The sequence below is a fragment of the Nonomuraea sp. NPDC052129 genome, from assembly GCF_040680095.1.
Lineage (GTDB): Bacteria > Actinomycetota > Actinomycetes > Streptosporangiales > Streptosporangiaceae > Nonomuraea.
On record NZ_JBFAVX010000032.1, the window covers coordinates 1 to 19,328 of the forward strand.

Below are 19,328 nucleotides of genomic sequence, written 5' to 3' on the forward strand. Positions count from 1 at the left end.
GTGGCGGCCGCCGCCGGCGAGATCCGCGGCCGGCTCGCCATCGGCGCCATCCCCACGGTCGCGGCGGTCGATCTGCCGGCCGCGCTGAAGGAGTTCCACCTGCGGCATCGGCAGGTACGGATCAGCCTCCGCTCGGGCGCGAGCGAGGATCTCATCGAAGGGGTGAACCAGGGCACCCTGGACGTCGCCTTCCTGGGGCTTCCCCTGGGCGCGCGCCCCCAGGGAGTCCGCGGCCGCGAACTGGCGCGCGGCGACCTCGTCGCCCTGGTCGCGCCCGACCACCCGCTGGCGGACGAGCAGTGTGTGGACCTGCACCAACTGGCGGACGAACCGTTCGTCGACTTCCCCCTGGGCACCGCCGCGCGGGCCCAGTCGGACGAGGCGTTCGCGGCGGCCGGGGTGCGGCGGGAGGTCGCCTTCGAGGTGACGACCGTGGACTTCATCACTCGCCTGGTCCGGCAGGGCCTGGGCATCGGGATGCTGCCCGCCGCGTTCGTGGCCGAACTCGCCGATCTGCCCGTCCTCCAGCTTCGCGACGCTCCCGCCCGCATGGAGCACCTCATCTGGAGTCGCTTCTCTCCCTCCCCCGTCGCCGCGGCGTTCCTGTCCGCCCTCGGCATCTCGGCGGCGGAATCCGCAAGCTCGCCGGAATCCGCGGTGGTGGTTCCCGACGAATAGGTCAAGAAAGCGCTCAACGGTTTCGGCGTCGCCTGCACCGTCGAAACCGCCCCCTTACCTGCGCTGATCGGGAGGATGTGTGAAGGAGAGGCTGCGGCAGCTCGCCCTTGCCTTTGTGGGGGTTCTGATCCTGGGGTTCGTCGCTCTGATCGTGGTGATCTTCGTACCTGAATCGCTGCCGTATGTGGTCGTCGCCGTGGTGGCCATCCTCGTTGTGGGCGGCATCCTGTTCGAGATCTTCGTCCTGTCCGACCCGGAGCCCCCTGGCCTGCCGCCGCGATCGGCCCACGACGAGACGATGGAACGACGCCGTCGCGATCCCTGGTGACGCGACAGCACAATTGCCAATAACCAAAGTCAAGTCATTATTGCCGAAACCCCCACAGCATCGCCATAAATTCACCATAAACTCACTATACAGCCCACCTACCTGCGCAAACGTATGAATAATTCACCTCCAAACTATAGCTCCATCGGCGATTTGAGCATCGTTCTGCAAAACAGTCAAGCTCTTGTCAAAACGATTTATCAGCACTTATCCTCCAGGTGATCAAATCACTTTTTCTCTTTTCCTGGAGGCACCACTTGCGCCGATTAGCGCTCCCCGTCGCCGTCACGGCGATGCTCCTCCCCTTCCTAGCCCCCGAGGTCTCCGCCGCCACGGTCACCTCGAAGGCCTCCGTCGCAGTGCTCGCCGACCCGCCGCCTGCCGACGTGCAGGAGATCGGCCCCGGCCAGTACTCCGCCGACACCAAAACCTTCAAACTCACCGAGCTGGACGTGTCCGCGGGCGCGATCAGCCGTAAGCACGGTGTGGCGCTGGCCGGTGGTGACCTGGCCCGACCGCAGTCGGCCCCGGCCACCCGCCCCGAACTGGGCGTCTTCGGGCCGGGCTGGCAGGCCGAGTTCGCCGGTGGGGAGATCAACCGGAAACTGGAGAACCAGAACGGCACCCTCGTCGTCACGGAACTCGAGGAAGGGACGTCGACCAGCTACCCCCTGAAGAGCAGCGTCTCCACCCCTGACGGGGGCGGCATCCAGACGTACGAGGCCGCCGACGGATCCAAGATCACCGAAACCACCAAGTGGGACGCGGCCGTCGGCGCGATGCGCACCACGACGACCGAGACGTTCGTGACGGATTTGGGTCCCCTGAACCCGGGCGCCGAGCCCATGACCTACCCCGACGGCACCCCCATCAGCGCCGCCGACCTCCAGCTCACCTACGTCTGGTCACGGCCGGCCGGGGCGCCGAGCGCCGACCCCTGGCGCGTGACCAGCGTCGGCACCGCCGCCCTCGGCAAGTCCACGATCACCTACGACGCCCAGGCCCGGGTCAGCACCGTCAAGGAACCGACCCGTGGCGAGAACCCCGCGTCCGTCACCAAGTTCACCTACGCCACGGCCACCACGGCCGCCGGCACCTCCTTCGGCGACTTCGCGGGCCGGCTCAAGGAGATCACCGTCGCGTACGGAACCCAGGCGCCGCAGACCGAGGCCAGCTACTCCTACGACCCGAACGGCCTGCTGCGCACCGTGACCGACCCCAGCGTCGGCGCCACGCAGGGGACCTACGCCTACGACTCGGTGGGACGCCTGTCGTCGATCGAGTCCGCCAGCAACGGCGGCTGGCAGCTCTCCTTCCCGGCGGGCGTCGCCGCTCCCCAGGTGACCGCCACCGACACCGACATGCCGGCCAACGGCGGGACGACCGAGGGCGCGGCCGGACTCGACGACCCCAACGCCACCGAGCCGCCGGCCAGTGACTTCCTGCCGGACGGCGTGGACCCCCCGCAGTCCTACCCGAAGAAGTGTGACACGGCCAAGACCTGGATGTGGTACACGAAGTCGGGCTGCTCGGCGTGGGCATTCCATGGCGGCAAATGGCGGAAGCCGAGCTGGAAGCGGACCGCCAGCGGCTTCAAGGTCAGGGGCATCGACTACGACCACTGCACGAAGCCGGGAGCGGACCGCCCCGCCGGGTTCGACTTCCGACCGGCCTGTGACTCCCACGATTACGGGTACGGCCTGATGACCAACCAGAAGAAGCACTACAAGTACTACCTCGACCGCACTCTCTGGCGAAAGGCCGACGTGGACACCCGCTTCTACATCACCTTGAAGGACAAGGTGTGCGGGGGCTACTTCTTCCTGGTGCGGGGCGCCTGCAGGAAGATCGCGGCAGTCTACTACGCGGCTGTTCTCCTCTTCGGCATGCCTTGAGAACGGCGTGCGCAAGCCGTAAAACCCGCTGAGTAACCTCCCCCGGGCCGGATGGCGGCATCAGCCGCCATCCGGCTCCGTGGCGCGCCGGGCGCGGTGCGCCCGGAGTTTGTGGCGGTTGCCGCAGCGCTCCATCGCGCACCAGCGCCGGGCCCCTGGGCGGGAGGAGTCGACGAACACGAGCGGGCAGTCGTCGCTCGCGCACTCGCGGATGCGCTCGGAGAGCGGCCCGGACAGCAGCTCGATCATCTCCCGCGCCAGCGTCGACAGCGCTTGCGTCGCCCGCACGGGCGACACCCACCCCGCGGTCGTGCCGCCGACAACCGGCGCGGGGACCAGCTCGTGGATCAGCTCGGGGACCAGCGGCGCTTCGGCCGCGGCCCGGTTGATGGTCGCGACCGCCTCGGCAGGGAGGGGGCGACGCGCGGCCTGGGCGTGCGCCGCGTCCCAGATCGCCTGGCGGAGGGCCTTGGCCGCGATCAGCTCGCGGGCCGTCACGGGGACCGTCATGACCGCGGCCAGCGGCGGCTCGGCCAGCCATTCGCCCAGGTCGGCAGGCTCATGCAGGGTTTCGAACACCGCGTAACGGCCCTCGCCGCCCGTGTGGGCGAAGTCCAGGCAGACCGCGCCGGCGTCGAACCAGAACGACCCTCCCTTGGGGTCGTGCAGCATCCTGCCGGTTGTGCTCGCGCGCATGAAACCACTATAACTGGTGTCGTACGAAACCACTATTACCGGTGTCAGCGTCAGAGGAGGACGACACATGAGCACACGGCACATCAACCCCGAGGGACTCCACCGCAGTCCGGCCTTCAGCCAGGCCGTCGTGGTCGAACAGCCGGCCAAGACGATCTACATCGGCGGCCAGAACGGCGTCGGCGCCGACGGCAAGGTCGTCGGTCCCACGGTCGGGGAGCAGGCCAGGCAGGTGTTCCGCAACCTCGCGGCCATCTTGGCGAGCGAGGGGGCGAGCCTGGCGAACATCGTGCACTGGCGCATCGCCGTGGTGGACGGCCACACCTTCGACGAGGGCGTGGCCGCCTTCCAGGAGGTGTGGGACCGGGCCGACCCACCGCCGGCCATCACGGTGCACGTCGTCGCCGGCCTGGGCCCCGGGTTCCTCGTCGAGGTCGACGCCGTCGCCGTCGTGTGACCCCACGGGCCGGCGGCACATCCGCGAGTGTGCCAAGTCGCTATCCGGCGGTTCGCGGGGAGACGCCGGTACTGCCACGGACGATGAGGCGTGTGGGCAGGACGATCTCGCGGCGTTCCTGATTGTCGCCGCTCAGCCGGTCGATGGCCGCCTGGACGGCGAGCCGGGCCTGCTCCAGCGGCGACTGGCTGACGGTCGTGAGCGATGCGCGGGTGCCGCGCCATGAGGCTGTCGTCGAAGCCGGTCACGGACATGTCGGCCGGCACCCTGACCCCCTGGCTCTCCAGCGCCTCCATCATCCCTAATGCCGTACGGTCGTCGAACGCGACGACCGCCGTGACATCTGTGCGGAGGCGCTTCAGCGCCGCCGCCCCTTGGCGCTCGGTGAGACCGCCAGGAAGGACGACGGGCTCGAGCCCGTGCCGTCCGCCTGCCTGCACGACAGGCCGCTGCCCGAGGCCCTGGCCATTCTCAGGGGGATGGGGCTGGACAGCGCGGAGATCAACTCCGGCGGGTTCATCCCGGAGCCGCACCTCCCGATCGACGACATCTTCGGCAGCGAGCAGGCCCGTCAGGACTACCTCGGGCTCTTCTACGAGCAGGGGATCACGCTCACCGCGCTCAACTGCAACGGCAACCCCCTTCACCCGAACGCCGAGGTACGGGAGAAACACGCGGGCGACCTCCTGCGGTCGCTGGAGCTGGCCGCAGTCCTGGGCGTCAAGCGCGTCGTCGCGATGTCGGGTACGCCCGCCGCGAGCGCCACCGGCACCAACCCGGCGTGGAACGTTCTGCCCTGGGACAGCGCCTACCTCGACGTTCAGGGCTACCAGTGGAACGAGGTGGCGATCCCGTTCTGGAAGAAGGTCCAGTGGCACGCGACCCACTTCGACGTCAAGGTCGCGATCGAGATGCACCCGCACAACGTCGTCTACAACCCGGCGACGCTGGAGCGGCTCGTCGACACGATCGACGCGACGCATGTCGGCGCCGAGATGGACCCCAGCCACCTGTTCTGGCAGGGCATCGACCCGGTGGCGGCGATCGGCCGCCTCGGCTCGCTGGTGTACAACGCGGCTGCCAAGGACACCCGGATCAACCCGGAGGCGCGGGTGAACGGCGTCCTCGACGACCGCTTCGGCCGGGTCCACCCGGACGAGCCCAGGGCCGTCGGCCTCGGCGGGCCGTACACCCTGTCGCGCTGGCCGCGGAACTCCTCCTGGGACTTCGTCGCCGTCGGCCGCGGGCTGACGACGCGAAAATCAAGTCCTTCAAGAAGGCCCTCTACCCTTCATGCGCGAGTCTCGGGGGCTGTCGCCGATCCGGATGATGGAGCCGCCGTTGATGCGGATGTAGGCGTGCGAGTGCAGCTTGTGGCAGCCGGGCTCCCTGGCGATGCCGTTGTCGCCGGCGACCAGCGGGTAGTGTCCCTTGGCGCAGGAGAAGGGGATCGGTCATCGCGCGTTCGGCTAAGGCCTTCTCCCACAGGTTTCGGGTGGTTCCGGCGAGGACCGCTGGCGGCCGCGTCCACTGATCTCAAGCTTGCCGCGAAGCCGAGACGCTGTCGAGCCGTTGTTCCGAGGCGTACGCGAGGGCCCACAAGTTTCCTCAGGACAATTTATTGTTTCCTCACGACATTGTTTTCTGCTGTTGTGCGCCCTACTGTCGGTCCGACGGGCACTCTCAGGGCCCCCATTGACGTTCAGGGAGAAACGCGTGTCACTTGACGACCTCGCCCGCATGATCGCCGACCCGTCGATCGAGTTCCGGCCCGAGCTGCGCTGGTGGCTGGCGGAGGGCCTGCACACCGACGAGACGCTGGTCCGCGAGATCGACACCGCGCACCGGCTGGGTTTCGGCGGGATGGAGTTCCTCGCGATGGACGAGGGCGCCATCGACCACTCCCGCTACGGCTGGGGTGCGGAGGAGTGGGTGCACGACTCCCAGGTGGTCGTCGAAGAGACCACTAAACGGAACATGTCGGTGAGCTTCACCTCCGGCACGAACTGGTCGAACGCGAACCTCCCCACGATCACCCCCGACGACCCGGCCGCGGCCCAGGAGCTCGACGTGGTGTTCGAGGACCTCGCCCCTTCGAGCTCCCGCAGCGGGGCGCTGCCGCGCGTCGACCTGGACGCCGAGCCGCCAACGCTGCACATTCCCGGCCACCGCGGCAAGATCACCGAGCAGCACCTGGTGGCCGTCGTGGCCGCCCGCCTGCTGGAGACCGGCGCGACGGGCACGATCCTCGACCTCGACTCCGTCATCGACCTCTCCGACCAGGTGCGGGAGGAGAGGCTGGAGTGGAGCGCGCCCGCCGACGGCGACTGGCGGCTCTTCGTCTTCTGGACACACGGCACCGGACAGACCGCCTCCCCCTCGGCGTCGGTCAACTACACCGTCAACTACCTGGACCGGGACGGAGTCGACGCGGTCATCGACTACTGGGACTCGGTCGTGCTCACGCCGGAGTTGCGCGAGCAGATCAGCCGCAACCCGCGCGCGCAGATGTACATGGACTCCCTCGAACTGTCCGTCTACGGCGCCGGGGGCATGTTCTGGGGGCGCACCGTCGCGCGGGAGTTCCGCGCCCGTCGCGGGTACGACCTCACCCGCTGGCTGCCCTTCCTGATCCGGTCCGCGCCCTTCATGGCTGTCAGCACGACCTACCAGAACGACGTGCGCGAGGAGCACCGCGTCACCGTCGAGAAGGTGCGCTTCGACTACGTGCGTACGCTCACCGACCTCTACATCGAGAACATGCTCCGCCCCTTCGCCGCGTTCCTGCACGACAACGGGATTTCGCTCCGCGCCGAGATCAGCTACGGACTGCCGTTCGAGCTCACCCGGCCGGGGCCGGAGGTCGACGGCATCGAGACGGAGTCCCTGGAGTTCGGCGCGCAGATCGACGCCTATCGCTTGCTGGCCGGTCCGGCTCACCTGTTCGGCAAGCAGTACTCCTCCGAGACCGGCGCGACCACCCGCAACCACATGCTCGACCACCGCTTCTACGACCAGATCATCGCCACCCAGCTGGCGGCGGGGATCACCAAGACCGTGCTGCACGGCTGGGCGAGCACCGCGGGCGCGGAGGGCGTCACCCATTGGCCGGGACATGAGGGCATGTGGCCGATGTTCTCCGAGCGGTTCGACACGCGGCAGCCCGCGGCGGAGTTCTACCCGCTGTGGAACAAGGCGATCGGCCGCTACCAGTGCGTCCTGCGGCAAGGCCGGCCGCGGATCGACGTGGGGATCCTCCGTACCGACCACTTCACCGACAACACCTCGGGGCTGGTCTTCCTCGACCAGGACGGGCGGCGGATCCCGGACGAGGACGCCTACGGGCGCATGTGGATGCGCGACCGGCACAACCACTGGTGGCGGGACCTGGGCATGCAGGACGCCGGGTGGACCTACGAGTTCTTCGACGGCTCACTGCTGCTGCGCGAGGAGGTGTCGTTCGCGGACGGGCTGGTGCAGCCGCACGGTCCGGGTTATCAGGCGCTCGTCGTCTATCAGGACACGCTCGACCCGGACGTGGCGGTCAAGCTTCTGGAGTGGGCGCGGCAGGGCATGAAGCTGCTCATCGTCAACGGCGCCACCGAGCTCAAGTGGCTCATGGCCGGCCAGTACACCACCCATCCCCGAGCGGCCGCCCGCACCCCGGGGCTCGACGGCCGCGACGAGGAGCTCGCCCAGACAATGGCGCGACTTCGCGCGCTGCCGACCGTCGCCGAGGTGAACGACCCGGCCGGCACCGTCGAGGCGCTGCGCGAGCTCGGCATCGCCGGACGCGCCGAGTTCACCGGCGAGAACCGCAGCCTGCTCAGCCACCTGCGCGAGGACGGCGATCTGCTGCACCTGTACCTGTATCACTTCCTGTACGAGACCAGCGAGCCGACCACGGTCGAGATCGCCCTCCCCGGCACCGGGACGGCTCACCGGATCGACGCCTGGACCGGCGACATCCACCCGCACCCCGGCATCCGGTACGAGGCGGGACGGACACTCATCTCTGTGTCCCTGGCGCCCGGGGAGACCGCGCTGTTCACGATCGACCGCTCGGCACGGGAGCCGGCGGGCTCCGAGCCCGTCGAGCCGCGCCTCCTCCAGGAGATCGCGGAGTGGACGACCACGGTCGAGAGCTGGGACGCCGGCGAGCTCGAGGTGATCAGCGAGGACCGCGGGCTCGGTTACGAGACCCGCGAGGTACGGCCCACCACCGCGATCACCCGCCTCGACGGCGGCCACGGCCCGCTCCGCCCGTGGAAGGACCTCCGCCAGGTCGGTCCCGACGTCAGCGGCGTCGGAGCGTACGACGCGACGTTCACCCTGGAGGAGGCGCCCGTCGCGGGAGCCAGGTACGTGCTGGACCTCGGATCGACGGCGGGTGGCCTCGGCTCCGTCCAGGTCAATGAGGGCCCGGTCAAGGGCTTCGACACCTCCCGCCCGACCGTGGATGTCACCGCCGACCTGCGGCACGGGGAGAACACGGTGACGGTCCGGGTGTCGAGCTCGCTGAACAACCGGCTGCTCGCCCGCGGCTACTACGACTCGATTCCCGACATCGCCGCGCAGCTCGCCGGAGGCGCTGGGATGCAGCAGACCGAGGTACACGACCACGGCCTGCTCGGACCGGTGCGACTGCTGCTACTGCGCGAAGCGACGGCGAACTGAACCAGCCGGGTCGGGCGGGCTGAGGCGGGCGGGGGGCTGAGGCGGCCGGGCCGGCGACCGGTCGCGCGGGAGCCTGCGCATCCGGTCGCCCGCCCTCCCGACCGGCAGTAGGGTTCCCGGAGACAGAGCGCGGATACAACGGGCGAGGGGAGGCACATCGTGACCTGGACACAACGCCACGAGCTGGACGATCAGGACATCGACCTGTCCTCCGTCATCGCCCCGGACCTCCTCGATCCGCGCGTCTCCCTCTCCTCGATCATCCACTGGGCGGACAGTCATGCGGTACGACTGGCCCTCATGGCCGCCGTCGAATTCCCCGTCAACGATGTGCCGATGTTCCTCGTCGTGAACCAGCTCAGCTACCGGGGAGCGATGCGCCCCAGCGACCTCGCGCTGGCCCTCGGAACAGGGCGGGCCAATCTCACCAAGATCGCCCATCGCCTGCACGACGCGGGCCTCATCGTGCGTGTTCGCGAGCCATCGGACGAACGCAGCGTGCTGCTCGCCCTCACTCCCCGGGGGCGGGAGATCGGGGAGCGGATCATGGAGTGCGTCCAGCAGGACCTTGAGTCGCTCCTGGCGGACTGGAGCGACGAGGACGTGGACACGCTCAAACGCCTCCTCGCCCGCTTTGCCCGCGACACGATGTGGAAACTGCCGACGCCGAAAGGCCATGTCAGGTCGGGCTGAGGTCTCCTGGTCCCCACGGCATCGTGGGCGAGGCCGTCAGCCCGCTCCCGGCGGCGCCGGACTATGCCCCCGGGAGAAGCTTTCCGCCCGCCACGCCTCGGACGGCGCTGTCGATCAGTTCCTTCACCTGAGCGGCCGGCACCGGGACGCCCGGGGTCTCGAAGAACCAGCGGAACGCCTCGTCCTGGCCGACCCCCTCGGGCGTCTGCCCCGGGAAGTACGGCTGGACGTACACCGGCGTGCCCGGTTCGACGCGCCAGCTGTCGGCGAGCGACCCGGTGTCCACCGCGTCGTAGCCAAGTGCGTCCAGCAGCGCGATCACCTCGGCCTTGGCGGCCGGGTCGTCACCCGCGATGGGCAGGGCGCTGCGGTCGGCGGCCCCGGCCGGCCGGGCGCTGGTGGACAGGCGGTGGAAGTCGATGTTGTTGAACGCCTTGACCAGGCGTGAGCCGGCCAGGTGCCGCTGCACCAGGGCGCTGGAGGTCAGCTCGTCGGAGTCCAGCTCGGCGATGCGGCCGTCGCGCTCCGGGTAGTAGTTCATCGTGTCGATCACGATCTTGCCCGCCAGAGCGGCGGCCGGCAGCTGCTCGTAGGCGTGCAGCGGAACGGTGGCCACGACCAGGTCACCGGCCTCGGCGGCCGCGGCCGGCGTGGCCGCGCGGGCCTGCCCGCCCAGCTCGGTCACGAGATCGGCGAGGGTCTCGGGGCCACGCGAGTTGCTCAGAACGACGTTCAGGCCGGCGGCGACGGCGAGGCGGGCCAGCGTGCCGCCGATCATTCCGGTGCCTATGAGGCCGAGAGTCTTGGTCATGGCGTCTCCATCTCAGTGGGGAAATTTACGGGACATCTGCAAGATACAGCACACATGCAAGAATAAAGACACATGTACGGTAGGCTAGAGTTACGGATGTGGCAACGACCAGAGACAGCAACCCCCCGAAGGTCGACCTGCGCGTGCGACGCACCCAGGCGGCCCTGCGGCGCACTCTGATCCAGCTCGCCGAGGAGCGGGACCTGTCGCAGATCAGCGTCGCCGACGTCGCCGAGCGGGCCGAGGTGAGCCGTTCCGCCTTCTACTCCCATTACCGGGACGTACACGAGCTGGCCGAAGCCGCCTGCACCGCCATGGTCGACGACTTGATCGAGTCCCTGCCCGCCCTCGCCTGCGAGACGGCGGACGAGGCGCCGGACCCGATCCAGGCGCTGGCGGCGTTCTTCGCCAACCTCGCCGAGTACGCCGGTCTCTATCGCAGCCTGCTGGGGCCGCAGGGCAGCGCGCGCGTCATCGACCACGTACGCCGCCGGATCACCGCGACCATCCACTTCGCCGCATGCGCGTCACCGGTCGCGGCGCCTGAGGTCCCGCATGACGTACCCGCCGCGTTCACCGCCGGCGCGCTCATCGGCGTGGCCTCCGACTGGCTCCAGCGCGGATGCCCGCGGACACCGAACGAGATGGCCGCGTCGACCTGGCCCCTCCTCGCCGCCCTCCACCACCTCGACGGCACACCCGTTGATGACGCCGCGAACCCGCGAGGTGATCGGCCAGTGCCCCAATCTCTGTGACGGTCCGTCGTGGTGGGGGTGCCTTTGGTGGGATACCCCCTCCGGGGGAACGAAAGAAGACGGTCCGTCGTGGCCGAGGTCCCTACCGAGAGACACTTTCTCCGGGAATCGGAAGTCGTGCCGGCAGAGGTCTCTTCGGAGGGACCCCCTTTGGGGAAGCGGAAGAGGACGGTCCTCCGTGGTTGAGATCCCCAGAAAGGGACCCCCTTCGGGAACGGCGGCCACGATGGGTGGGTCAGATTTCCTTGACGAACACGATGGCGTCGATCTGGTCGATGGTGGCCGGGTCAAGAGACAGGTAGGTGTACTCGGCCGGCACGCGAGGCGTCAGCTTCCGGTCGAGGGTCGCGGCGAGGCGGCCGGGATCGATGACGGCACGGGCGTGGGGCAGGGTCGACAGGAGTCCTTCTAGGGTGTCGGGAGGAGGGACGTCGGAGCCGCGGGTGCCGAAGGTGGCGGCGGCGAAGGCGTACTGATCGCCGAGGTGGGTGCCGATGATGGCGCCCGCGCTCCACCACTGGAGCGACTGACCGGCGAACCACAAGTGACTCTTGTCGCGCTGCAGATGGCGGTTGCCGGCGAACGCGAGCGTGGGGCCGCGACGGGCCTCGCGGCGGACGATGGCGTCGAGGTTGTCGGCCATCATCGCATCGCGCAGGCACATGAGCGTGCCGAGGCGGGTGGGCGCGGTGTCGGCCAGGCCGGCGTGGTAGCGCAGGAGCCCGGCGGCGGTGCGGGCGTGCAGGTCGGCGCGCCACCAGTCGTCGGATGAGGTGGTGGCCGTCAGGTGGGGGGCGTGCGCGGTGAGCAGCGCGCGCAGGTCGTCGGCGATCAGGCGCAATTCCTTGGCCTCGGGGGTGCGGCCGACGGACTCGGTGGGATCCATGATGCCCCGATCGATCCAGCGCTCGTCGGATCCGAGCAGCTCGTCGAGGGTCTCGCGACTACAGGCCAGGTCGAGGTGGGCGGCGAGGTAGTCGTACAGCGCGGTCAGGGCTGGGCGGGGACTGGCGACGCCGGTCACCTCCAGCGGGGCGTCGAAGCCGTAGAAGTGGAGCCGCTCGTCCGGGGAACGCTGCTCGTTGTAGGCGCGCATCCAGCGCAGGAGCTCCCGGTTGGCGGGTGAGGCGCCGAAGCCGTGGCTGAAGCCGCGGCTCATCGCGTCGTCGAGGGTCGCGGTGCCGTCGGTGACGTATGCGTCGGCGGTCAGGGCCGCGAGGCAGTCGCTCTCCAAGGTGATCGAGCGGTAGCCGTCGTGCTCGACGAGGTGGTGGAAGAGGTCGTTGCGCAGTTCGAGGAAGGCTTCGACGCCGTGGGTGGGCTCGCCGAGGCCGAGCAGGCGGGTGGCCGGAGACAGGAGCGCGGTGAGGGCGCCGCCAGTGAGGGAACGGGCGGCGTCCCGGCTGAAGGCCGTCATGCATTCGACTGTATCGTTGAACCCTTCGTGTAAACTTTGGCGGCCCTTCTAGCCGTTTACGAGTGCATACCCTCAAACAGAGTTGTCAGCGTCGACCGCGTCCGCGAACGCGCCCATGGACGTGAAGGTCCAGTCCGGGGTGACATCGGCCGACGGCGCCGGCGTTGCTCCCCCACCCGGGTTGTCATGACGGCGGTTGATCCACACCGTCGGCAGACCCGCGGCCTTGGCCGGCACGTGGTCGTGGAACAGGCTCTGCGCCACGTGCAGCAGCTTGCCGTCGGCCACCCCGAGCCGCCCGGCCTCGCTCATCAGCGCCTCGAAGTTGCGGGGAGACGGCTTGTATGAGCCGATGTCCTCAGCGGTGAGGATGCTGGTGAAGGTGACGCCGAGGCGCTTGTTCGAGCCGGCGAAGGAGGCCCGGTCCACGTTGGACAAGATGATGAGCTTGTACCGGCGCGCGAGCCGCTCGAGCGCCTCCGCCGAGTCGGGGAAGGCCGGCCAGTCAGGCACGGAGACCGCCAGCCGCTCGGCCTCCTCGTCACTGACCGGCACGCCGAGTTTCGCACCCAGGCCACGCATCGCGCGCGCCAGGATGCGCGGGTAGAGGTCGCCGGGATGCTCGACCTCAGCCTGCGCCTCGTGCGTCGCGTACGCCATCAGCAGTTGTTCGTCAGTCATCCGGAGACCGTGCGCGCCGGCCCACTTACGCAGGACGGCCGCGATGCCGGTCTCCCAGTCAATGAGGGTCCCGTAGCAGTCGAAGCTGAGGGCATCGAAGTCGCTGAAGGTCACCGTGCACGCTCCTGGACGAGGTTGCAACTTCCGCACTGCGCCTTCCAGGTCGGCGAGCAGCCGACGACGCAGCTCGTTCGGCGACGGCGCCCGCCACCGTAACCGGGTGAATCGACACGGTTAACCGTATAACAGGCAGTCAGGCGATCCGAGATCATCTGCCAGTCGTTGACAGCGCTCCTCATTGACAGCGCCCCGGAGATCGGACAACCTACCGGAACGGAAGATTATGCGGCAGTGCATAATTATGCAATGGGAGCTGCGATGCGCAAGCGCAGAGTGATCATCAACACCGACGCCAAGAACGAGGCCGATGACCAGTTCGCCATCGTCCACGGATTGTTGTCACCGACTCTCGACATGCGCGGGCTGATTCCTGCCCATTTCGGCACCTGGCGGTCGCAGCGCAGCATGGAGGAGTCCCGCGAGGAGATCGATCTCCTGCTGGATCTCCTCGGCCTGACCGGCTCCGTCACCGTCGCGAACGGCGCGGCGACGCCGTTGCCGGACGAGCACACCGCCGCGGACTCCCCCGGCGCCCGGCTGATCATTGAGGAGTCGAAGCTCGCGAGCGAGGAAGACCCGCTCTATGTGGCTTTCCTCGGGCCGCTGACCGACATGGCCTCGGCGATCCTGCTGGACCCCGACCTCGTACGACGCCCGCTGGTCGTGATCTGGATCGGCGGCTCCGGATACCGCGGCTACGACGAAGGCTCGCGAATCGAGTTCAACCTCTCCAACGACATCCATGCCGCCAACGTGGTGTTCGACTCCGGCATGACCGTGTGGCAGGTGCCCAGAGACGTCTACACCAAGGTCTCGGTGAGCTATGCCGAACTGGAGGAGAAGATCGGTGATGCCGGCCCGCTGGGTCGCTACCTGATCAAGCAATTGCACGAGTGGAACGCGACGTACCACCCCGGCCCGATCGAGTCCCGCTCGCTGGGCGATTCACCGGCCATCGCGCTGATGCTCTACCCCGCGAGCGGAAACCTGCGCGTCAGGCCCGCTCCCCGCTTCGGTGCGGACGGCTCCTATCTGCCCGGTTCGAACCACCCTATCCGGGTCTGCGAGGAGGTCGACGTGCGGTTCCTGCTGGAGGACATGTTCGCCAAGATCCGGGCCTTCGGGCGCGAGCACGACTGACGCGCGGGTGTGACCGGTCAGGCGTCCGCCATCTCGTCCTTGTGGCGGAACAGGCTCCGATATTCCTGAGGCGAGGTGCCAAGGTGCCGATGGAACGCGGCCCGCAAGGAAGCGGGAGCGCCGAGCCCGGTGAGGCGGCCGATCTGCTCGATGGGCACGGTGGTCGCCTCCAGCAGTTCGCGGGCTCGGTCGATGCGTGCGTCGGTCAGCCAGGCCATGGGCGGAGTGCCGGTCTCCTCGCGGAAGCGGCGGATCAGTGTCCGCCGCGACATATGGGCGCGTTCCGCGAGGTCGTCGACGGCAAGGGGCTTCGCCAGGTTGTCGATCATCCACTCCCGCAGAGGAGCAAGTACGTCTCCGCTCGCTTCGGGGCGGAACTGTTCGACGAACTGCGCTTGACCTCCCCGTCGCCGTGGCGGCGCGACGAGATCACGTGCGCGTGTGTTCGCCGCCGCGGCGCCGAGGTCGGTGCGGATCAGGTGCAGGCACAAGTCGATCCCCGCGGTCACGCCGGCGGAGGTGAGGATGTCGCCGTCGTCGACATAGAGCTGATCTGGCAGGACATCGACGCGTGGATACCGCTGACGCAACTGCTCGGCCGCCCGCCAATGTGTGGTCGCGGGGCGTCCATCGAGCAGCCCGGCCGCGGCAAGGGTGAAGGCCGCGGTGCAGATGGAGACGAGCCGGGCACCTCGGGTGTGAGCCGCCCGTAGCGCCGCCAGCAGCTCAGCCGACGGGGTCGCGTCAATGTCGTCGTTGCCCGGAATGATCACCGTGTCGGCGTCGTCCAGCGCCTCAAGGCCGGCCGCGACGGTGATCGCGAAGCCGCACCCCGGCACCAGCCCGGTCTCGGTGTCAGCGCACACCGTCAGCTCATAGTGGGGGTCCATGGTGAAGATCTGCGTCGCGGCACCGAACTCGAGCGGGAGCACACCGGGCTGTACGAGCACTGCGACGTGGTGTCTGCCTGCCATAGTGGCACGATTGTAGCGCTGAATGGCATCCGTGCCACTTTTGGCCGGGTTCCTGGCCTCGTACCGTCGAGTTATGACCGATACCGCCGCCCTCTCGGAAGGGTTGCAGAACGACGTCCTCGCTCTCCCGGCCGGGCCGCTGGTTGAGGCGAGCCTCGCCGCGGCACGGGCCGCGGTGCATCCATCTGTGCTGAACCACAGCATTCGCGGTTTCTACTGGACCCGTCTGTTCGCCGCCCACAAAGGCGTCCTGAACGACGCGGACTACGACGAGGAACTCCTCTTCGCCGCCAATGTGATGCACGACCTGGGAACGGGCCCCGACGCACCGGGCCGGCTCCGGTTCGAGATGGAAGGCGCCGATCTCGCCGCCACCGTGCTGACCGAACTCGGCGCTCCCGCACGGGACGTCGACCGGGTCTGGGAGGCGATCGCTCTTCACACCACCCCGCAGATCCCCGAACGAATGGGGCTGCTGACCTACCTGACCTACGAAGGCATCTGGATCGACTTCGGGAAGAATACCGACCTCGTGGCCAAGGAGCAGAGGCAGATCCATGCCGCCTACCCACGGCTTGAGATGGTCCGCCATATGGCCGAGGAAATCCTCGCCCACGGAGCCCGCTCCGAGACAGCCGCACCCCCTTACGCGGTCGCCTTTCATCTGGCGCGCGAGCGGGAAGCGGATGGAGTCACCTTCATGGAGCGTGGCGTAGCCAATGGCCCATGGGGAGAGTAGACCCGCAAGAGTTGGAGTCAAGCATGTCGAAAACCGTCTCCCAGCACCTGTTCGGAATCGAGCGGGTCGTCGTCGTACACCATTCCTTCTGCGGCGGGACCTCCTTCACGGAGGAGGGGATCATCGACGCGTGGAAACGTGAACAGCACACCGATATCTCGTCCGTGTACGACTGGGACGGCATCCGCATCGCCGACTTCGAGAAGTCACTCGACTACGACGTGAACCTGATCCGCAACAGCCAAGGCACGCCGAAACACATTGAGATTCATGGCCTCTTCTACAACGTCGATTCCGGCGAGCTGACAGAGGTCGTCCGGGACGTTCCCGCTGAGGCCGCACCCGGCCAGAAACACGAGAGGTGACGACTCAGGCATCAGGGGCGATCCGCTGGCCGGTCCGCCGGCATCGCCCTGCTCACCATCCACCCCGCCGCACGCCGCGACACTGCTAATTCCAAAGAAGGAGTAACAACTAAATGTTCTCGAAGTAATGCGGCGGTCACTGCTTCCAGGCATGTGACCGTGACCGGGAAGGAAAAGTCCATGAGCGACAACAAGTGGATGGATGGACTCACTCCCGCACCGGCACTTCTCTAGAAACGGAAACCCATCATGGAACGCAATCTTCTGGTGATCGGCTCGACGGGAAAGACCGGTCGCCACACCGCCGAGCTCCTGCTTCAACGCGGCCACCACGTCCGCGCGCTCGTCCGCCGAGTCGATGAGCGCTCCGAGAGGCTTGCCGGTCTCGGGGCGCAGATCGTGGAAGGCGACGTCCTCGACCTCAACTCCCTGGCGGAGGCGATGAAAGGGATCGATGCCCTGTACTTCACCTACCCGATCCGCCACGGCCTGATGGACGCCACGGCGAACGTGGCCCTGGCGGCGGAGGAGAGCGGCGTGCGGGCGATCGTGAACATGTCGCAAATCTCCGCCCGCCGCGACTCCGCCAGCAACGCGGCACGCCAGCACTGGGTCGCGGAACGCGTACTGGAGCGCTTCCCGGTGGCCGTCACCCACATCCGCCCGACCTTCTTCGCCCAGTGGCTGATCGACACCTGGGCCGACGGAACCGGCGAACTGCGGCTGCCCTTCGCCGACGGACGCCATGCCCCGATCGCTGAAAGCGACCAGGCAAGGGTGATCGCGGCCATCCTGGAGGATCCAGCCCCGCACGCCGGCAAGATCTACCCGCTGTACGGGCCGGTGGAGCTCAACCACTACGAGATCGCCGAGAAGATGTCGCAGGCGCTCGGCCGTCAGGTCACGTACGTGCCCATCAGCCTCGACGAGTTCAGGACCATCCTGGAAAACCGCGGCGCGCCGGAGCACCTCATCCAGCATCTTCTCGCCGTCGCGGTCGACTACCGCAACGGCGTCTTCGCCGGCACGAACGACCTCGTGAAGAAGATCGGCGGCGCCGACCCCCTCGATGTGGAGAGCTTCGTCGCCCAGAACCGGGCGGCCTTCGACCCGCACACCGCCTGAATGGCTGCCCGCGACGCGGCCGAGCAGGCCCGCGCCTCCTGACCGAGGCTGTCGCCGCTCACGTATGCGGGCCCCCCGGCACGGGGCCGGGTCAGTGCTGGATGTCGCCTCTGGCCTTAGCCATCGGGAGCAGGTCGAAGACACTGATCACGCGCGTGATCTCGCCGTTCTCGACGGTGAGGTAGTCGATACCGCGGAAGTCCTTCAGGATGGGCGTGTCGACGGCGTACACGGTCGCCGCGTTTGTGTCGTTGCTCAGGACGTCGATGACGGTGGCGCCGATGAGCGAGTTCGCGAACCGTTCGAGGAATCGGCGGTAGCCCTCTACTCCCTCGAACGTGCCGGTCGGGGCCTCGCACACGACGTCGTCGGCGAGCAGGCTCAGCGCCTTCTCGACGTCCTTGCTGGTCCACGCGCGGACGAAGTCCTCGGCGACCTTCTGGGCGAGCGCGTTCGTTGCGGTCACAGCACAGTTCCTTTCGTGGGGCTTTGTCCCTGGCGAGTCGTGGGGCTTTGTCCCTGGCGAGGCCGGGGACGCTCGGAGCCGCCTCCTGTAGGTGGCTCGTCTGCCTGCAGCTTCACCGAGGTATATGTCAGGTGCTGTCATATACATAGGTAAATTTGGAACCATGAGGTCCGAGCGCCTGCTGTCGATCATGCTGCTGCTCCAGACCCACGGCCGGCTACCCGCCGGCGACCTGGCCGAGCGCCTGGAAGTGTCGGTCCGCACCGTCATGCGCGACATCGAGGCGCTGTCGGCGGCCGGTGTCCCCGTCTACACCGTGCGCGGGCCCCATGGCGGCATCGCCCTGCTGCCCGGCTACCGCACCAATGTCACCGGCCTGACCGCCGACGAGGCCCGCGCCCTGTTCGTCCTGCTGTCCGATCATGCTCACACCGAGCTGGGCCTGGGCCGAGCCCTCGGCTCCGCGCTGCGCAAGCTGATGGCCGCCCTGCCGGCCCCGCACCGGCCGGACGCCGACCTGGCCAGCCGCCGTATCCTCATCGACCCGGTGCGCTGGCGCGGCGGACCGGCACGCCCCGCCACCGGGCCGGCCGTCGACCTGGCCGTACTCCAGCAGGCCATCTTCACCGACCGGCGGCTGCGCCTGCGCTACCGGCACGGCCGCGACAACCGCGTCCGCTCCTACACTCTCGATCCGTACGGCCTGGTCAACAAGGCAGGCGTCTGGTACCTCGTCGCCGACCACCGCGGCGAGCCCGCACTCTTCCGAGCCGACCGAGCCTTGTCAGCCGGCATCCTCGACGAGCCCGTACGACGCCGCGACGGCCTCGAACTGGCCGACGTCTGGGACGGCCTGCGCCGCCACATCGACGACATTCCCGCCCCACTGCCCGTCACGGTCAGCGTCCACCGGGACATCCTCGCCAGATTCCTGCGTATCCACGAAGCAGACCTGGCCGGGCCCCCTCCCACCGACCTCTCGCCGGACGCCGACGACCACCCGGAGCGGGTGCATGTCGACCTGCGCTTCCGCTCCCTGCCCGCAGCCGAGGTACTGCTGGCCTTCGGTACCGACGCCGAAGTCCTCGCTCCGGCCGAGCTCCGCCAGGCCCTGGCCCGCAAGGCGGCCGAGGTCGCCGCCCGCTACACCACCGACACCGATCACCGGTAGGGCCGCTCTTAAGATCATCCCGGAACTGTCCCCTACAGGAAGAGCTCACTCATGCGCACCATCTATGCCGTCACCCATCCGGAGGCGACGCACCACGTCGAGGGGGTCGTCGGCGGCTGGCATGATTCGCGGCTGACGCC

Annotated in this window: 19 protein-coding genes and 2 pseudogenes; 13 read left to right on the top strand and 8 right to left on the bottom strand. The window is 68.3% G+C overall.

Translation table 11 applies throughout. From position 1 onward, the window contains the following. From AB0L53_RS45035 to AB0L53_RS45045, 3 genes are all read left to right on the top strand, one after another. The coding region (locus AB0L53_RS45035; RefSeq protein WP_364008519.1) for a LysR substrate-binding domain-containing protein at window positions 1-678 on the top strand (678 nt) is incomplete at its 5' end. Window positions 679-757: 79 nt separating this feature from the next. Further along, window positions 758-1,006, top strand: coding sequence for a hypothetical protein (locus AB0L53_RS45040; RefSeq protein ID WP_364008522.1), 249 nt, complete (start codon window positions 758-760; stop codon window positions 1,004-1,006). Window positions 1,007-1,263: 257 nt separating this feature from the next. Continuing rightward, a complete protein-coding gene (locus AB0L53_RS45045; RefSeq protein WP_364008525.1) occupies window positions 1,264-2,901 on the top strand; it encodes a phospholipase A2 in 1,638 nt (545 codons plus the stop codon). Between the two features lie 60 nt (window positions 2,902-2,961). Here AB0L53_RS45045 and AB0L53_RS45050 read toward each other — a convergent pair whose 3' ends face one another. Continuing rightward, window positions 2,962-3,597 (bottom strand): CGNR zinc finger domain-containing protein, encoded by a 636-nt coding sequence (locus AB0L53_RS45050; protein WP_364008528.1) that lies wholly within the window; start codon window positions 3,595-3,597, stop codon window positions 2,962-2,964. Window positions 3,598-3,664: 67 nt separating this feature from the next. On the opposite strand from AB0L53_RS45050, the gene AB0L53_RS45055 reads away from it, so the two are divergent. Further along, window positions 3,665-4,054: a RidA family protein gene (locus tag AB0L53_RS45055; RefSeq protein WP_364008531.1), complete on the top strand. Its 390-nt coding sequence runs from the start codon at window positions 3,665-3,667 to the stop codon at window positions 4,052-4,054. Between the two features lie 40 nt (window positions 4,055-4,094). On the opposite strand, the pseudogene AB0L53_RS45060 reads toward AB0L53_RS45055, so the two are convergent. Together AB0L53_RS45060 and AB0L53_RS45065 are read right to left on the bottom strand one after the other, a co-directional pair. Further along, window positions 4,095-4,256 (bottom strand): annotated as a pseudogene (locus AB0L53_RS45060) (substrate-binding domain-containing protein); the annotation flags it as partial. Between the two features lie 73 nt (window positions 4,257-4,329). Further along, window positions 4,330-4,494 (bottom strand): annotated as a pseudogene (locus tag AB0L53_RS45065) (hypothetical protein); the annotation flags it as partial. On the opposite strand from AB0L53_RS45065, the gene AB0L53_RS45070 reads away from it, so the two are divergent. From AB0L53_RS45070 to AB0L53_RS45080, 3 genes are all read left to right on the top strand, one after another. Next, entirely contained in the window at window positions 4,429-5,781 is a 1,353-nt protein-coding gene (locus AB0L53_RS45070) for a sugar phosphate isomerase/epimerase (RefSeq protein WP_364008534.1), read from the top strand. The pseudogene AB0L53_RS45065 and the gene AB0L53_RS45070 overlap by 66 nt on opposite strands. Beyond that, a complete protein-coding gene (locus AB0L53_RS45075; protein ID WP_364008537.1) occupies window positions 5,771-8,731 on the top strand; it encodes a glycosyl hydrolase in 2,961 nt (986 codons plus the stop codon). Before AB0L53_RS45070 ends, AB0L53_RS45075 begins: the two co-directional genes overlap by 11 nt. Before the next feature lie 159 nt (window positions 8,732-8,890). Continuing rightward, the gene (locus AB0L53_RS45080; RefSeq protein ID WP_364008540.1) at window positions 8,891-9,424 is read left to right on the top strand and encodes a MarR family transcriptional regulator; all 534 of its coding nucleotides are present in this window, start codon (window positions 8,891-8,893) and stop codon (window positions 9,422-9,424) included. 61 nt (window positions 9,425-9,485) lie between these two features. Here AB0L53_RS45080 and AB0L53_RS45085 read toward each other — a convergent pair whose 3' ends face one another. Beyond that, window positions 9,486-10,235, bottom strand: a complete 750-nt coding sequence (locus AB0L53_RS45085) for an NADPH-dependent F420 reductase (protein ID WP_364008543.1) — start codon at window positions 10,233-10,235, stop codon at window positions 9,486-9,488. A gap of 98 nt (window positions 10,236-10,333) precedes the next feature. Here AB0L53_RS45085 and AB0L53_RS45090 point away from each other — a divergent pair, with 98 nt between their 5' ends. Continuing rightward, window positions 10,334-10,990, top strand: coding sequence for a TetR/AcrR family transcriptional regulator (locus AB0L53_RS45090; protein WP_364008546.1), 657 nt, complete (start codon window positions 10,334-10,336; stop codon window positions 10,988-10,990). 235 nt (window positions 10,991-11,225) lie between these two features. Here AB0L53_RS45090 and AB0L53_RS45095 read toward each other — a convergent pair whose 3' ends face one another. Both AB0L53_RS45095 and AB0L53_RS45100 read right to left on the bottom strand, forming a co-directional pair. Next, the gene (locus tag AB0L53_RS45095) at window positions 11,226-12,407 is read right to left on the bottom strand and encodes an erythromycin esterase family protein (protein WP_364008549.1); all 1,182 of its coding nucleotides are present in this window, start codon (window positions 12,405-12,407) and stop codon (window positions 11,226-11,228) included. Window positions 12,408-12,479: 72 nt separating this feature from the next. Then, on the bottom strand, window positions 12,480-13,202 hold the full coding sequence (locus AB0L53_RS45100; RefSeq protein ID WP_364008552.1) for a haloacid dehalogenase type II: 723 nt from the start codon (window positions 13,200-13,202) through the stop codon (window positions 12,480-12,482). A 264-nt stretch (window positions 13,203-13,466) separates the two neighbouring features. On the opposite strand from AB0L53_RS45100, the gene AB0L53_RS45105 reads away from it, so the two are divergent. Further along, on the top strand, window positions 13,467-14,348 hold the full coding sequence (locus AB0L53_RS45105) for a nucleoside hydrolase (RefSeq protein ID WP_364008555.1): 882 nt from the start codon (window positions 13,467-13,469) through the stop codon (window positions 14,346-14,348). A 17-nt stretch (window positions 14,349-14,365) separates the two neighbouring features. Here the strand turns inward: AB0L53_RS45105 and AB0L53_RS45110 are convergent, their stop codons facing one another. Next, the gene (locus AB0L53_RS45110; RefSeq protein WP_364008558.1) at window positions 14,366-15,322 is read right to left on the bottom strand and encodes a helix-turn-helix domain-containing protein; all 957 of its coding nucleotides are present in this window, start codon (window positions 15,320-15,322) and stop codon (window positions 14,366-14,368) included. Between the two features lie 73 nt (window positions 15,323-15,395). Between AB0L53_RS45110 and AB0L53_RS45115 the strand changes: the two genes are divergently transcribed. The 3 genes from AB0L53_RS45115 (at window position 15,396) to AB0L53_RS45125 (ending at window position 17,551) form a co-directional block, all read left to right on the top strand. Continuing rightward, the gene (locus AB0L53_RS45115) at window positions 15,396-16,061 is read left to right on the top strand and encodes an HD domain-containing protein (RefSeq protein WP_364008561.1); all 666 of its coding nucleotides are present in this window, start codon (window positions 15,396-15,398) and stop codon (window positions 16,059-16,061) included. Then, window positions 16,049-16,426 carry a hypothetical protein gene (locus tag AB0L53_RS45120; RefSeq protein ID WP_364008564.1) on the top strand — a complete coding sequence of 126 codons (378 nt, stop codon included), beginning with the start codon at window positions 16,049-16,051 and terminating at the stop codon, window positions 16,424-16,426. Before AB0L53_RS45115 ends, AB0L53_RS45120 begins: the two co-directional genes overlap by 13 nt. Window positions 16,427-16,675: 249 nt before the next feature. Continuing rightward, window positions 16,676-17,551, top strand: a complete 876-nt coding sequence (locus AB0L53_RS45125) for an NAD(P)H-binding protein (RefSeq protein WP_364008567.1) — start codon at window positions 16,676-16,678, stop codon at window positions 17,549-17,551. A 91-nt stretch (window positions 17,552-17,642) separates the two neighbouring features. On the opposite strand, the gene AB0L53_RS45130 is transcribed toward AB0L53_RS45125, so the two are convergent. After that, complete coding sequence (locus tag AB0L53_RS45130; RefSeq protein ID WP_364008569.1) at window positions 17,643-18,017, bottom strand: nuclear transport factor 2 family protein; 375 nt, start codon at window positions 18,015-18,017, stop codon at window positions 17,643-17,645. A gap of 163 nt (window positions 18,018-18,180) precedes the next feature. Between AB0L53_RS45130 and AB0L53_RS45135 the strand changes: the two genes are divergently transcribed. Further along, a complete protein-coding gene (locus tag AB0L53_RS45135) occupies window positions 18,181-19,188 on the top strand; it encodes a YafY family protein (RefSeq protein ID WP_364008572.1) in 1,008 nt (335 codons plus the stop codon). The last annotated feature ends 140 nt before the right edge of the window (window positions 19,189-19,328 follow it).

What these genes read in the sequence shown, in the direction of transcription:
- AB0L53_RS45050 (WP_364008528.1), bottom strand. Translation starts at nt 3,597, where the DNA reads ATGCGCGCGAGCACAACCGGCAGGATGCTGCACGACCCCAAGGGAGGG.
- AB0L53_RS45055 (WP_364008531.1), top strand. Translation starts at nt 3,665, where the DNA reads ATGAGCACACGGCACATCAACCCCGAGGGACTCCACCGCAGTCCGGCC.
- AB0L53_RS45085 (WP_364008543.1), bottom strand. Translation starts at nt 10,235, where the DNA reads ATGACCAAGACTCTCGGCCTCATAGGCACCGGAATGATCGGCGGCACG.
- AB0L53_RS45095 (WP_364008549.1), bottom strand. Translation starts at nt 12,407, where the DNA reads ATGACGGCCTTCAGCCGGGACGCCGCCCGTTCCCTCACTGGCGGCGCC.
- AB0L53_RS45105 (WP_364008555.1), top strand. Translation starts at nt 13,467, where the DNA reads ATGCGCAAGCGCAGAGTGATCATCAACACCGACGCCAAGAACGAGGCC.
- AB0L53_RS45110 (WP_364008558.1), bottom strand. Translation starts at nt 15,322, where the DNA reads ATGGCAGGCAGACACCACGTCGCAGTGCTCGTACAGCCCGGTGTGCTC.
- AB0L53_RS45115 (WP_364008561.1), top strand. Translation starts at nt 15,396, where the DNA reads ATGACCGATACCGCCGCCCTCTCGGAAGGGTTGCAGAACGACGTCCTC.
- AB0L53_RS45120 (WP_364008564.1), top strand. Translation starts at nt 16,049, where the DNA reads ATGGGGAGAGTAGACCCGCAAGAGTTGGAGTCAAGCATGTCGAAAACC.
- AB0L53_RS45125 (WP_364008567.1), top strand. Translation starts at nt 16,676, where the DNA reads ATGGAACGCAATCTTCTGGTGATCGGCTCGACGGGAAAGACCGGTCGC.
- AB0L53_RS45135 (WP_364008572.1), top strand. Translation starts at nt 18,181, where the DNA reads ATGAGGTCCGAGCGCCTGCTGTCGATCATGCTGCTGCTCCAGACCCAC.